Genomic DNA, 13,289 nt, shown 5'->3' on the forward strand with positions numbered 1-13,289 from the left:
GATCTACGGTGGGCCGGTGGAGATCCGCCTCTGGTCAGTCGTCGCCGAGGGCGCGGCGCTGTCCGTGGCCGGGCCGGGCGCCCGGGTGCACGAGACCGCCGAGGCCGTGTTCGCGGCCGGCCCGGACGGGACCGTGGTGATCGCCACCGGGCTGCGCAACGCCGAGGACCTGCGGGTCGACGGGCCGTTCCCACGGCTGGTCGAGGGCCGGCTGACCGGCGGTGACGGCCTGGCGCTGCACGCGTTCGCCAGGCTGCCGGACGGGTGCCTGACGCTCGGCACGGCCCGGGTCACCGACGCCGCCCGCCGCCGGGGTGTGCTGCGGCGGCTCGACCTGCGGCTGGACACGCCACTGCCGCAGCACCTGCTCAGCGTGGCCGGGACACCCGACCCGGCGGCCGGCGCGGACTGGCTGGACCTGCTGCCGGAGGACCCGGTCAAGGCGCTGGAGGCGTTCATCGCCGACTGGTACGGCGACGTCCCGGCCGGCGCGCCCCCGCCCGCGGACGGGCAGCCGGAGCCGCTGCGGGCCTTCCACCGGCTGGCCGCCGGACGGCCCGAGCTGTACGACGGTTCGTTGCAGGTTCATCAGCGGCCGGGTGACCCGCTGGTCTTCGGCGAGTCCGGGGACGGCACGTTCGAGCTGCTGATCGACGACGGCGACGACGACGATCCGCACGTCTTCTACCGGGGGCTCAGTGACCAGCCGCTGCGGGAGCGCGAGCGGCTTTCGGCGTACCTGATGCTGCTCGCCCTGACCCGGGTGGCGATGGACCGGCCGCCGGAAGGTCTCGCGCCGGGTGGGATGGCTTTCGCCGACCGGGCGCAGGCCCGGCGGATCGTCGCGCCGCTGCAACGGGTGCCGCTGCGGCCGCTGCGGTGGCCGTGCGCGCGGACCCGGATCTACGCCGGGCCGGACACGGTGGCGCTGGTCGGTGAGGACGACGCCGACTGGTTCGAGGTTTATGTCGGCGCCCGCGACCCGGCCGCGCTGCGCCGGCTGCGCAGGATCGGTCTGGACTGGGCGTCGTTCGAGAGCTGAACCGGTCAGGTGCGCCGGGAGCCGACCGATCAGGCCTCCATGACACGAGCACCGGCTTGGCTCCGCCGGATGGCACCGCCGCGGCAACTCGGCGCTCGCATCCGCTGGCTCTTCCTGATCTTCATCCTCTTCAACGTGATCACCACGGTGCCCCGCACGCTGGAGGGCGACATCGCGCCGCTGCCGTGGCAGCTCGCCGCGGTGGCCGCCGCGCTCGGCCTGGGCTGGTGGTGGCTGCGCGGTTACCGGGCCAACCGGTTCCCGGTGTGGGCGGCCCCGGTCGAGGGTCTGGCGCTCGGCGTGATCGGCTACGGCTCGCACAACTGGCTGATCACTCTCGCACTGCTGTTCTCCGCGGTCTCGTTCCGCGGCCTCTACGGGACGTGGCGGCACGCGCTGCTGATGACGGTGTCGCTGTTCGCCGCGTCGGCGGCCGCGATCGCCCTGACCGAGCCGCACCTGATGGGGGTCTTCCTCCAGCAGACGGCCGGGGTGCCGCCGCTGGCGCTGTTCACCGCGGCGGTCGCCGAGAGCACCCGCCGGCAGGAGCAGGCGGCGGCCCGGGAACGGGTCTTCGCCCGGCTCGGTTCGACCCTGGTCACCACGTCCGACGCGGAGGCGATCGGCAGGCACGCCGCCGAGGCTGCGGAGGAGCTGCTCGGCGGTCTGCCCGGCGGCTGGGCGGCGGTCACCCGCAACACCCCGGACGGCGAGGCGGTGAGCACGGTCGCCGGTCCGGTTCCGGCCGCGCTTCTGGACGGCGACATCTCCTCGGTACGGGTGACGCTCACCCTGCGCAGCGACAAGCAGCTCTACGGCACCCTGATGGCCGGCGGTGACGTGCCGATCCCGGCCGACGTGATGCCGAGCCTGGAGACGCTGGCCGCGCAGACGGTCCTCGGCCTGCGTAACGCCGAGCACGCGGCCGACCTGCGGCATCAGGCGTTCCACGACAACCTGACCGGGCTGGCGAACCGCTCGCTGCTGCGTGACCACCTGGAGCAGGCGGCGGCGCGGGCCCAGCGGGGCAGCCCGGTGGCGCTGCTGCTGATCGACCTGGACGGGTTCAAGGCGGTCAACGACACGTACGGCCACGCGGCGGGCGACCAGCTGCTGGTGGCGGTGGCGCAGCGGCTGCGCGACGGGATCCGGGGCGCGGACACCGCGGCCCGGCTCGGTGGCGACGAGTTCGCGGTGCTGCTCGACGGCATGGACTCGCACGACGACGCGGTGCTGGTGGCCGAGCGGCTGCTGATCTCGATCCAGGAGCCGCTGCTGGTGTCCGGGGTCGAGCTGGCGCCCCGGGGCAGTGTCGGCGTGGCGGTGTGGCGTGACCACGCCGACATCGACGCGCTGATGCACGACGCGGACACCGCGATGTACGCGGCGAAGACGGCGGGCAAGAGCCGCGTCGCGGTCTCCGCCTGACGCACGACGGAAGGCCCGCCCCGAACCTGCGGGGCGGGCCTTCCGTCGTGTGGTGCGCCCGGTTCAGCCGCGCGGGGCGAACGCCGTCAGGGTGCGGGCCTGGTTGAGCAGATGGTCGCGGGTGGTGCCCAGCTCCTCGATGGCGGCGCGCAGCGACTCGGTTCCGCGGACGTCACCGGCGATCGTCCGGGTCGCGGTGAGCACCTCCATGGTGGCGGCCATCGTGCCGGCCGCCTCCGACAGCTTCCGGGACATCTCTTCGCGCAGGAGCAGCAGCAGTGGATCCACCAGCGGTCACCTCCGGTCCGGGTGGCACAGCGCCACCGTTCGAACGGTCCTGTCGGCTGCCCGGCGATGTCTCTGAGCGGACCCCGGAGATTTCCTACACCCCGGCGGCGCGGATCCGATTGGTCCGGTCATGCAGGTCCCCCGCCGTCTCGACCCGCCGCTCGTCGCCGCCCTGACGCTGTTCACCTTCGTCCTGGGCTGGTTCGCCGTCGGGCTCCGGCACACCTGGGACCACCCGGTGGTCCCGTGGCTCGCGCTGCCGGTGATGTCGGTCCTGGCGACCTACGAGTGTTTCCGGACCGCCCGGGACACCACGCTCGACGTGCCCACCCGCCGGTTCTGGGGTTCGCTCGGCGTCGCCTGCGGCATCCTCGTCCCGGCCGTGTTCAGCGCCATGTACGACACCGTCGGCGGCCCTGCCCCGAGCCAGGTGCTCAGCATCCGTACCCAGGTCGCCTTCGGGATCGCCGTGCTGGTCGTGATGTGGGCGCTGCTGCGGCTGCCCACCTGGCAGCGCAGCAGCGGCGACTGGCTCCGGTTCGGCCTGGACACCGGCATCATCGTGCTCACCGTGGGGGTGCTGATCTGGCACTGGACGCTCAGCCGGATCGACTTCTCGTCGTCGCCGAACGCCACCCCACGCTCGATCCTGGCGATCATGGTGGTCTCCACGGTCTCGCTGATCACCTTCGTGAAGGTGGCGTTCGCCGGGGCCGGGCGGCTGGACCGGGGTGCCCTGCACATCCTGTCGGCGGGGGTCGGGCTGGCCGCGGCCACCGGGATGATCGCGCCGTTCATCGTCGACCGGCCGTATCTGAGCACCAGCCTGGTGGCGTTCCCGATGTCCCAGCTCACCGCGTTCCTGGCGGCCCGGCGGCAGCGGCGGCGCAGTGCCCTCCAGCCGACTGCCCGGCCCGCTCGGCGGCGGTTCAGCCTGGTCCCGTACATCTCGATCGGTCTTCTCTATGCCGCCGTGCTGGAGGTGGAGATCCCGCAGAGCGGCGAGGAGGCGTGGATGGCCATCGCCGCCACCGGGGTCACCGTGCTGGTGGTGCTGCGGCAGCTCACCACGCTGCGGGAGAACGCCCGGCTGCTGGACACCGTCGACGCCAGCCTCCAGCAGCTCGACCATCAGCTGACCCACGACGCGCTCACCGGGATCGGCAGCCGGTCGGCGTACACCGGGGAGCTGGCCGCCCGGCTGGAGGGCGGCGAGCCGTTCGTGGTGGCGCTGCTCGACCTCGACGACTTCAAGGAGGTCAACGACAGGTACGGCCACGCCACCGGTGACGCGCTGCTGCAGACGATCAGCCAGCGCCTGCGTGACCGGCTGCGCCCCGAGGACACCGTGGCCCGGCTCGGCGGTGACGAGTTCACCCTGCTGCTGCCCGGGATGACGGAGGCCGACGCCGACCTGCTGTTGCAGGAGCTGCTGCCGGTGGTGCAGGCGCCGGTGCTGGCCGGCGGCCTGGAGACGGCCCCGCGGATCAGTGTCGGCGTCACCGCGAGCCGGCCCGGCGACACGGCCGGGGAGCTGCTGCGCCGCGCCGACGTGGCGATGTACGCCGCCAAGACGGCCGGCGGCGGCCGGTGGACCTGGTTCGACCCGATCATGGACCAGCTCGCCGACGACGACGCCCGGCTCGCCGCCGACCTGCGGCAGGCCGTCGTCCGGGACGAGCTGTTCCTGGTCTACCAGCCGATCGTCGAGCTGCCGCACGGCCGGCTCACCGGGGTGGAGGCGCTGGTCCGCTGGCGGCACCCGGAGCACGGCCTGGTCTCGCCGGCCGTGTTCATCCCGCTGGCCGAGCGCGACGGGCAGATCGTCGAGGTCGGCCGCTGGGTCCTGGAGCAGGCGGTCCGGCAGACCGCGCGGTGGGAGCGCGAGCTCGGGCCGCACGCGCCGGCCAAGGTCAGCGTCAACGTGTCGGCCCGCCAGCTCGGTGAGCCCGGGTTCCCGGCGGAGGTGGCGGCGATGCTGTCGGCGGCCGGGGTCAGCCCGTCCCGGCTGACCGTGGAGGTCACCGAGACGGCGGTGCTCGGCGCCGGGGTGGCGCTGGAGGTGCTGCGGGCGCTGTCCGCCCAGGGGCTGAGCATCGCGCTGGACGATTTCGGCACCGGCCAGTCGTCACTGAGCCTGCTGGTGGACTGCCCGGTCGACTGGCTGAAGGTGGACAAGTCGTTCGTCGACGGGGTGACCAGCGACAGCCCGCAGGCGGTGATCGTGGACAGCCTGATCGGCATCACCGAGGGGCTGCGGATGCAGGCGGTCGCCGAGGGGGTGGAGACGACGGAGCAGGCCGAACGGCTGCACCGGGCCGGTTACCGATACGCGCAGGGCTTCCACTTCGCGCGGCCGTTGCCCGAGAGTGACATCGAGCTGCTGATCACCGCCCAAAAGGATTTTTCACCTTATCTCCGCATGTAAGGAGCCGATCTAGGGGAACGTCGGGGTCGGGGGTGAGCATGAACGTACGCCAGAAGCTGCTGGGCGGTTACCTGCTGGTAGCCCTGCTCGTCGCGGTGACCAGCGGCATCTCCTGGCACTCGGCCACCGCGGCGGCGGAGAAGGCGGCCACCGAGGAGGCCACCCGGATCGCTCAGGGCATGGCGCTGGACGTCACCCTCGGACTGCCCGTCGACACCGAGGACGAGATCGTCTCCCCGCTCTACTACAGCCCCCGGGCGCTGGACAACTACCTCCAGCGGATGCACGACGTGCAGAACCGTGACGCCGTGGTGGTGGACGCCGGCGAGTACATCCTCGGTGACGTGGTCAAGGAGAACGTCGGCACGACCTTCGACCACGACCTCGACGAGGAGGTCGGCAAGACGATCGCCGACGGCCGCTCCCGGGTCTTCGTGGAGCAGAGCGTGGACTACCCGGCCGGGATCAAGCAGGTCGTGGTGCCGATGAAGAACAAGGCCGGCAAGACGATCGGCGCGATCATCGTCGAGTACACGCCGATCTACGACCAGATGATGGCCGCCACCCGGCAGGCGCAGTACGTCACCCTGATCAGCTCCACCGTGGTGATCCTGCTGGTCCTCGCGCTCGGGTTCGGGTTCTCCGGCTCACTGGTCCGCCGGATCACCTCGCTCACCACGGCGGTGCGGACCATCCGGACCGGCGACTACACGCTGCGGGTGCCGCACGACGGCAGCGACGAGATCGGCCGCCTGGCCCGCGCCTTCAACTCGATGGCCGAACAGCTGGACCGCTCGGCCCGGGAGATCCTCGCCAAGGAGTACACCGACAGCATCCTGGCCGGCGCCGGTGAGGGCATCTGCGGAGTCGACCCGGCCGGGCGGATCGCGTTCGCCAACGAGGCGGCCGGCCGGATCACCGGGCTCGGTGTGGCCGGACTGCTCCAGCGGGAGGCCGGGGTGCTGCTGCCGGACGCGACCGAAGGCCTGGTCAACGGCACCCGCGAGGGCCGGCTGCAACGGCCGGACGGCACCTCGGTACGCGTCGAGTACACGGTCAGCGAACTGGAGAAGGAGGGCCGCCGGATCGGCGCGGTCATCCTGCTGCGCGACGTCACCAGGCAGCGCGACCTCGAATACGACCTGCGCCACCAGGCGCTGCACGACGGGCTGACCGGTCTGCCCAACCGCAAGCTGCTCCTCGACCGGCTGGACCACGCGCTCGCCCGGGCCCGCGCCTCGGACGAGCGGATCGCGCTGCTCTACCTGGATCTGGACGGCTTCAAACGGGTCAACGACAGTCTCGGGCACAACGCCGGGGACCTGCTGCTGCGTACCGCCGCCGAACGGCTCGCCGCGGTGCTGCGGCCGCAGGACACGGTGGCCCGGCTGGGCGGCGACGAGTTCGCGGTCCTGCTGGAGGGGGCCGGGACCGAGGCCGTGGAGGAGCTGGCCCGCGGCTGCCTGGAGGCGCTCGGCCGGCCGTTCGTGGTGCACGGACGGGAGGCGGTGGTCACGGTCAGCATCGGCGTGGTTCCGGACGCGGGCCGGTTCGCCGACGCCGACGAGGTGGTCCGCAACGCCGACGTGGCCATGTACGCGGCCAAGGATCTGGGCAAGAACCGGTTCATGCTGTTCGAGACCCGGATGCACGAGCAACTGCTCAGCCGCCTCGACCAGGAGAACCGGCTGCGCGAGGCGGTGCACCGCGGTGAGCTGCGCCTGCACCTCCAGCCGGTGGTCGCGCTGCCGGACGGGCAGGTGTCCGGGGCCGAGGCGCTGGTCCGCTGGCAGGACCCGCAACGCGGGCTCCAGCAGCCCGGCTCGTTCATCCCGCTCGCCGAGGAGACCGGGATGATCATCGAGATCGACAGGTGGATCCTGCTCGAAGCGTGCCGGACGATCCGCGCCTGGCAGGAGGAGAACCCGGCGACCGCGCCCGCCTGGGTCAGCGTCAACCTGTCCGCCGTCCACCTGGATCTGCCCGACCTCACCGACCACGTGGCGTACGCGCTGGCCACCACCGGGCTGTCCCCGCACTGCCTGGTGCTGGAGCTGACCGAGACGGTGATGATGCGCGACCTGGCGGTCACCTCGGCCCGCCTCGAGGAGCTGCGGGAACTCGGCGTCAAGATCGCGATCGACGACTTCGGCACCGGGTACTCGTCGCTCGGCTATCTGCGGGACATCCCGGTCGACGTGCTCAAGATCGACCGCTCGTTCATCAACGGGCTGGTCGGCAACTCCCGCCAGCAGGAGCTGGTCAGCGCGATCATGCAGCTCGGGCACACGCTCGGCCTCCGGGTGGTGGCCGAGGGCGTCGAGGACGCCGACCAGCTCACCCTGCTCACCGTGATGGGCTGCAAGTACGCGCAGGGCTACCACCTGGGCCGGCCACAGCCACCCCCCGAGCTGCGCGCCAGCCTCACCGTCCCGGCCCTGAACCACTGACCGGAACCCCGTCCGTCAGGCTGCCATGTCGACCCGCGTGCCGAGGCCGCGCCGGACCGCCTCGTCGATCAGCAGCCGGGCGGTGGCCAGGTCCTGGAGGCCGACCCCGACCGAGTTGAACAGGGTGACCTGCTCCGCCGACTGCCGGCCGGGCGCCCGGCCGGCCAGGACGGCGCCCAGTTCCAGCCGGAAATGATCATCGGTGACCGCGCCCTCGGCGATCGGCAGCAACGCCTCGCCCGACTCGTGCAGGGCCGTCGCCGCCGAGTCGACCACCACCCGCGACCGCGCCACCCCCTCGGTGTCGATCTCCCGGTGGTCCGGCCGCGGCGGTGCGCCGACCGCGTTGACGTGCAGTCCGGGCAGGAACCACGCGCCCCGCACCACGGGTTCCCGGGACGGCGTCAGAGTGCACAACACGTCCGACGCGAGCGTCACCTCACGCGGTCCGGCCAGGACGTTCACGGTCAGGCCGAGGTCCGCGGTGATCCGGGCGGCAAGATCAAGAGCGTTGGCTGGGGTACGGCCCCAGAGCGCCACCTCGTCGAAACGATGCACCGCGCTCAGGGCGTGCACATGCGCCTCGGCCAGCGGCCCGGACCCGATCAGTCCCAGCACCCGCGCGTCCGGGCGGGCCAGCGCACGGGTGGCGACAGCGGTGGCCGCCGCGGTCCGGAACCGGGTGAGGACCGCGCCGTCGATCAGCGCCGCACATGCGCCGCTCTCCGCCGACACCGCCAGCACTGTGGACCGCTGCCGGTTGCCGGGCAGGTCGGCGAGGAGTTTGACGGCGGCCAGCCCGGCCGGGGCGGACGCCGCGGTCATCGCCAGGAAGGTGGCGCCGCCGAGACTCGCGGCGGCCGGTGGCGGCAGCGCGGCCCGGTCGTACGCCAGATCGAGGTGCGCCTGCTCGACCGCGGCGATCACGTCCTCGAAGCGGAGCAGCGCCAGCACGTCGGAACGGGTCAGGATGAGCGTCATTTCTCTCCGTGGATCAGGTGGGGATCAGGCGGTCCGGGCGAACGGGATGGTCAGGGCGGACGGCGCGCGGCTGCGACCGGCCAGGCCACTGACCGCGAGCAGGGCGATCACGTACGGGAGGGTGACCAGCACCGGGGCCGGAAGGTGCAGCCCGGCCGCCGGCGCCGCGAACTGGAGCGCCTGCGCCACCCCGAAGAACAGGCAGGCCAGCAGGGTCGGCCAGGCCCGCCAGCGGCCCGCGATCACGGCGACCACGGCCAGATATCCGACCCCGCCGGTGATGTTGTCGCTGAACGCGTGCACCTCGGCCAGCGCCAGTTGTGCCCCGGCCAGCCCGGAGGCCGCGCCGGTGAGCAGCACGGCGGCGTACCTGATGGCCCGGACCGGCAGGCCGCACCGGTCGGCGGTGACCGCGTCCTCGCCCACCGCGTCGACCGCGAGCCCCCACGGGGTCCGGCGGCTCAGCCCGAGAGCCAGCACCGCCGCCACCGCGAACGCCAGATATCCGAGCGCCGACTGCTCGAACAGCGCCGGGCCGAGCAGCGGGATCTCCGACAGCACCGGAACCGGCAGCGGCTCGAACCCGGCCAGGGTCTGTCCCGAGTCGGCGAACAGCAGCCGGGCGCCGTACGTGGTGGCGCCCAGCGCGAGCGCGTTCGCGGTGATGCCGGTGACGATCTGGTCGGCCCGCAACGTGACACTGAGCAGCGCCTGCAACGCCGCCACCAGCAGACCGGCGACGACCGCACAGCCCACCCCGGCGACCGCGCTGCCGGTGGCGAGCGCGCCGGCCGCCCCGGCGAACGCGCCGGTCAGCATCATCGCCTCGACGCTCAGGTTGAGGAGGCCGGCCCGTTCACTGACCAGCTCTCCGGCCGACGCGAGCAGCAACGGCGCGGCCATCCGTACCCCGCCGGCGAGAATCTCCTCGACGATCGCACTCATCTCTTCCTCCCCAGGCTCGCCGCGACCAGGACGACCAGCAGGCTCTGCACGATCTGGACGGTCGCGGCCGGCACCCCGACGGCCAGCTGCAGGTTGATGCCGCCGTTGGTGAGCAGGCCGAACAGCAGCGCCACCGCCAGGACGGCGGTCAGCGAACCGCGGGCGAGCAGGCCCACCACCAGCCCGGTGAAGCCGTAGCCGGAGGAGAAGTGCTCGGCCAGCACGTACGGGGCGGTCGCCACCAGGCACGCGCCGGCCGTCCCGGCGAGTCCACCCGCGACCGCGAGGCCACCCGCTTCGAGCCGTCCGACCGGCAACCCGAGCCGCGCCGACGCAGCGGGCGAGAACCCGGCCGAGGTCAGCCGCAACCCGGTCGCGGTGTGCCGCAGCACCACCGCGGTGACGATCGCGGCGGCCACCGCGAGCACCACGATCAGGGTCGCCGGGGACTCGGCGGAACCGATCAGCGGCAGCCGCGCACCCGCCGGCAGCGGCGCCGACTGGGGCAGCGTCTCGGCCGAGGTGACCGGCTGCCGCAGGAACACCTCCTCGTGCACGGCCAGCCCGAGGACCCCGAGACCGACGAAGTTCAGCAGCAGCGTGGTGATCACCTCGCTGGTGCCGCGCCGCGCCTTGAGCAGCCCGGCGATCGACGCCCAGGCCGCGCCACCGGCGAACCCGGCGATCAGCAGCACCGGCACACCGGCCACCGCCGGGATCGACTCCGGCAGCGCCAGGCCCGCCGCGGCGCCCGCCACCCCACCGACGGCGAGCTGTCCCTCGCCGCCGACGTTCACCAGTCCGGCGCGGTGCGCCACGGTGAAACCCACCGCGATCAGCGCGAGGACCGCGGCGGAGTTCAACGAGCCACCGATCGCGTACGGGGTACCGGCCATCCCCTCGACCAGGGCGTTCACGGCGTCCCCGGGCGCGGTCCCGGCCACCGCCGCGAGCAGCAGCCCGGCCAGCGCGGCGACGACTGCGGCGTACCCGCTGACGACGATCGGATGACGGGCGACGGCGGTCATGCGGCGGTCCCCAGCATCAGATGCGCGATCCGGTCGTGGGCGTCCGGATCGGAGGTGTCGACCGGGGCCGACAGTGTGCCCCGGTAGGCGACGACGATCCGGTCGCACAGCGCCAGCAGCTCCCCCAGCTCACTGGAGACGACCAGCACCGCCGTGCCGTTCGCGGCCGCCTCCCGGATCCGGGTGAGCACCGCGTCAACGGCGCCGACGTCGAGCCCCCGGGTCGGCTGGGCGGCGGCCAGGCAGACCAGCGGGTCGAGGGCGAGTTCCCGGGCCAGGACCACCTTCTGCTGGTTGCCGCCGGACAGCGCCGACATCGGGGCGGCCGGTCCCGGCGCGCTGATGTCGTGCTTCTCGATCACGGCGGTCGCGGCGGCCCGCATCGCCCTCCTGTCGAGCAGCGTCCGCCACCGCCGGAACTCGCCGAGCCGCCCCAGGTACAGGTTGGTGGCGACGTCCAGCTCCGGGACGCAGCCCTCGTGGTGCCGGTCCTCGGGCACCACCCCCAGCCCGGCCGCGGTCCGCCGGGCCGGGGTGGCCCGGGTCAGATCCACACCGTCCAGTTCGACGGCGCCCGCGTCGGGTATCCGGGCCCCGCTGAGCACGTGGATCAGCTCGGTCTGCCCGTTCCCCTCGACCCCGGCCACCCCGACGATCTCCCCGGCCCTGATCTCCAGGGTGGCCCCGTCCAGGAGGAGGCCACCTCCGGCCCGCTTGACGGCCACGTCCCGAATCCGCAGCACGGCCGCCCGCCCGTCGTCGCCGGCCGGGCTTCCCGCACCGCCACCGACCCGGCTTCCCGCACCGCCACCGACCGGGCTTTCCGTACCGTCGCCGGGTTGGCTTTTTGATCCGCTTCCCGAAGCGGACGTCTCCGTCACGCTCTCGCCAATGACTGATTTTCCGGATTTTTCGGTTGTGGTCATGCCGAGAGTTCCGGCCAGGACCGGGGCCAGCTGGGTGGCCGGGCGGCCGATCATCAGCGGGACCAGCAGGTCCGGGGTCAGGTCGGTGAGCCCGGCCCCGGCGACCCGGCCGCCGCGCAGCACCGTGGCGGCGTCCGCGACCCGGGCGACCTCGCCGAGCTTGTGCGTCACCAGGATCACCGCCCCGCCGTCGTCGGCGATCCGGCGGCAGGTGGCGAGCAGTGCGTCCACCTCGCCGGGCCCGAGCACCCCGGTCGGCTCGTCCAGGACGAGCAGGCGCGGCTCGCGGAGCAGCGCCTTCACGATCTCGACGCGCTGCCGTACACCGAGCGGGAGATCGCCGACCGTCTCGTCCAACGGCACGCTCAGCCCGAACCGGTCCGCCAGCCGGGACAGGCCGCCGGGCAGGTCACGGACCCGCAGCAGCCGCAGGTTCTCCCGGACGGTGAGCGTCGGGACGAGGCTGAAGTGCTGGTGCACCATGGCCACACCGGCGGAGAGGGCGTCCTTCGGACGGCGCGGCGCGTACGGCGACCCGTACAACCGCATCGTCCCGGCGCCGGGCGTGAGCGAACCGCCTATCGCATGGCACAGCGTCGACTTGCCGGCGCCGTTCTCGCCGAGGACACAGTGCACCGAGCCGGCGTCGACAGTCAGGTCCACACCGTCCAGCGCGCGGGTCGGGCCATACGCCTTGACCAGGCCGGCGATCTCCAGGGCGATCACCGGGTGCTGATCTTCCCGGACGCGATGTCGGCCTTGATGGTGTCCAGCGCGGCCTGCACCGCCGGGTCGGCGTCACAGAGCACGATGTCGTTCTGCGGCTTCGTGGCGGTGAGCCCGAACTTGACGTTCTCCGGCTTCCACGTGCCGGCGAGGACGTGCTCGACGGCGTACTCGATCTCGGCCCCGACGTCGGTCTTCACGAATCCGGCGTAGACCGGGTCGGTGGCGCAGTCGTGCGGGATCGGCCCGCCGATCAGTTTCGTGTTCGACTGGGCGGCGCCCTGGGCCAGGCCCTTCTTGCCGAGGTTGAGGATCTGCCCGAGCACGTCGGCGCCCGCGCTGTAGTCGGCGAGCGCGGACTGCTTGGCCTTGGCCACGTCGTTGAAGTCGCCGACGTACTGCGGCGTGAGCACCTGCACACCGGGCTTGGCGAGGGCGGCGCCGTTCGCGTACTCGGTGGCGGCGTTGACGATCGCCGGCAGTTCGGCCCCGCCCACGAAGCCGACCTTGTTCGACCTGGTCAGCAGCGCGGACGCGGCGCCGGACAGGAACGCGGCCTGCGCCTGCTGCGGGTCGTAGAGGGCGAGGTTCGCCAGCGGCTTGCCGTCGGCCGGGCCGCCGATCTCCACGAACTTGACCTTCGGGAACCGCGGGGCGACCAGCCGGACCGCCGCGTCGGTCTGCCCGCCGAGCGAGACGACCAGGTCGGACTGCCCGGCGAACCGGACCAGCGCGGCCTCGAAGTCGGCTGTGGCGACCTGTTCCACCTTGCTGAACGTGACCTTGCCCGCCTGCGCCTGTTCGGCCCGCTGGTAGCCGAGATAGGCCGACTCCATGAAGCCGTCGTCGGAGAGCGAGCCGGGGAAGAGCACACCGACGCGGACCGCGCCGGCCGCCGCCGGTTCCGGGTCACCGCCGCAGCCGGTGAGCAGCCCACCGGCGAGCACAGCGGTGACGGCCAGGGACAGAAGAGGAACGGTACGCGCCATCAGAACGCCTCCGAGAGTTAGTGGTATACCGTTACGGCAGCCAGTTTCGGGGCGCTCT

At 72.8% G+C, this 13,289-nt stretch carries 10 protein-coding genes; 4 read left to right on the plus strand and 6 right to left on the minus strand.

Going from position 1 to position 13,289, the window contains the following annotated elements; translation table 11 throughout:
* Positions 1 to 16 precede the first annotated feature (16 nt).
* Positions 17 to 1,042: a hypothetical protein gene (locus AB0E94_RS35545; protein ID WP_360335596.1), complete on the plus strand. Its 1,026-nt coding sequence runs from the start codon at positions 17 to 19 to the stop codon at positions 1,040 to 1,042.
* A 69-nt stretch (positions 1,043 to 1,111) separates the two neighbouring features.
* Complete coding sequence (locus AB0E94_RS35550; RefSeq protein WP_360335598.1) at positions 1,112 to 2,470, plus strand: GGDEF domain-containing protein; 1,359 nt, start codon at positions 1,112 to 1,114, stop codon at positions 2,468 to 2,470.
* Between the two features lie 63 nt (positions 2,471 to 2,533).
* On the opposite strand, the gene AB0E94_RS35555 is transcribed toward AB0E94_RS35550, so the two are convergent.
* The gene (locus AB0E94_RS35555; RefSeq protein ID WP_360335600.1) at positions 2,534 to 2,758 is read right to left on the minus strand and encodes a hypothetical protein; all 225 of its coding nucleotides are present in this window, start codon (positions 2,756 to 2,758) and stop codon (positions 2,534 to 2,536) included.
* Between the two features lie 130 nt (positions 2,759 to 2,888).
* On the opposite strand from AB0E94_RS35555, the gene AB0E94_RS35560 reads away from it, so the two are divergent.
* Entirely contained in the window at positions 2,889 to 5,186 is a 2,298-nt protein-coding gene (locus AB0E94_RS35560) for a bifunctional diguanylate cyclase/phosphodiesterase (RefSeq protein WP_360335602.1), read from the plus strand.
* Positions 5,187 to 5,224: 38 nt separating this feature from the next.
* Positions 5,225 to 7,636 (plus strand): EAL domain-containing protein, encoded by a 2,412-nt coding sequence (locus AB0E94_RS35565; RefSeq protein WP_360335604.1) that lies wholly within the window; start codon positions 5,225 to 5,227, stop codon positions 7,634 to 7,636.
* Between the two features lie 15 nt (positions 7,637 to 7,651).
* On the opposite strand, the gene AB0E94_RS35570 is transcribed toward AB0E94_RS35565, so the two are convergent.
* From AB0E94_RS35570 to AB0E94_RS35590, 5 genes are read right to left on the minus strand one after another with little or no spacing between them, the layout of a single operon-like run.
* Positions 7,652 to 8,617, minus strand: a complete 966-nt coding sequence (locus AB0E94_RS35570) for an ornithine cyclodeaminase family protein (protein ID WP_360335606.1) — start codon at positions 8,615 to 8,617, stop codon at positions 7,652 to 7,654.
* Positions 8,618 to 8,641: 24 nt separating this feature from the next.
* Positions 8,642 to 9,562 carry an ABC transporter permease gene (locus AB0E94_RS35575; RefSeq protein WP_360335608.1) on the minus strand — a complete coding sequence of 307 codons (921 nt, stop codon included), beginning with the start codon at positions 9,560 to 9,562 and terminating at the stop codon, positions 8,642 to 8,644.
* Positions 9,559 to 10,590: an ABC transporter permease gene (locus AB0E94_RS35580; RefSeq protein ID WP_360335610.1), complete on the minus strand. Its 1,032-nt coding sequence runs from the start codon at positions 10,588 to 10,590 to the stop codon at positions 9,559 to 9,561. Before AB0E94_RS35580 ends, AB0E94_RS35575 begins: the two co-directional genes overlap by 4 nt.
* Positions 10,587 to 12,242, minus strand: a complete 1,656-nt coding sequence (locus AB0E94_RS35585) for an ATP-binding cassette domain-containing protein (protein WP_360335612.1) — start codon at positions 12,240 to 12,242, stop codon at positions 10,587 to 10,589. The genes AB0E94_RS35580 and AB0E94_RS35585 overlap by 4 nt, the downstream gene beginning before the upstream one ends.
* Positions 12,239 to 13,231, minus strand: coding sequence for a BMP family protein (locus AB0E94_RS35590; protein WP_360335614.1), 993 nt, complete (start codon positions 13,229 to 13,231; stop codon positions 12,239 to 12,241). The genes AB0E94_RS35585 and AB0E94_RS35590 overlap by 4 nt, the downstream gene beginning before the upstream one ends.
* Positions 13,232 to 13,289: the final 58 nt, after the last annotated feature.

The organism is Actinoplanes sp. NPDC026670 (assembly GCF_040638175.1).
Lineage (GTDB): Bacteria > Actinomycetota > Actinomycetes > Mycobacteriales > Micromonosporaceae > Actinoplanes.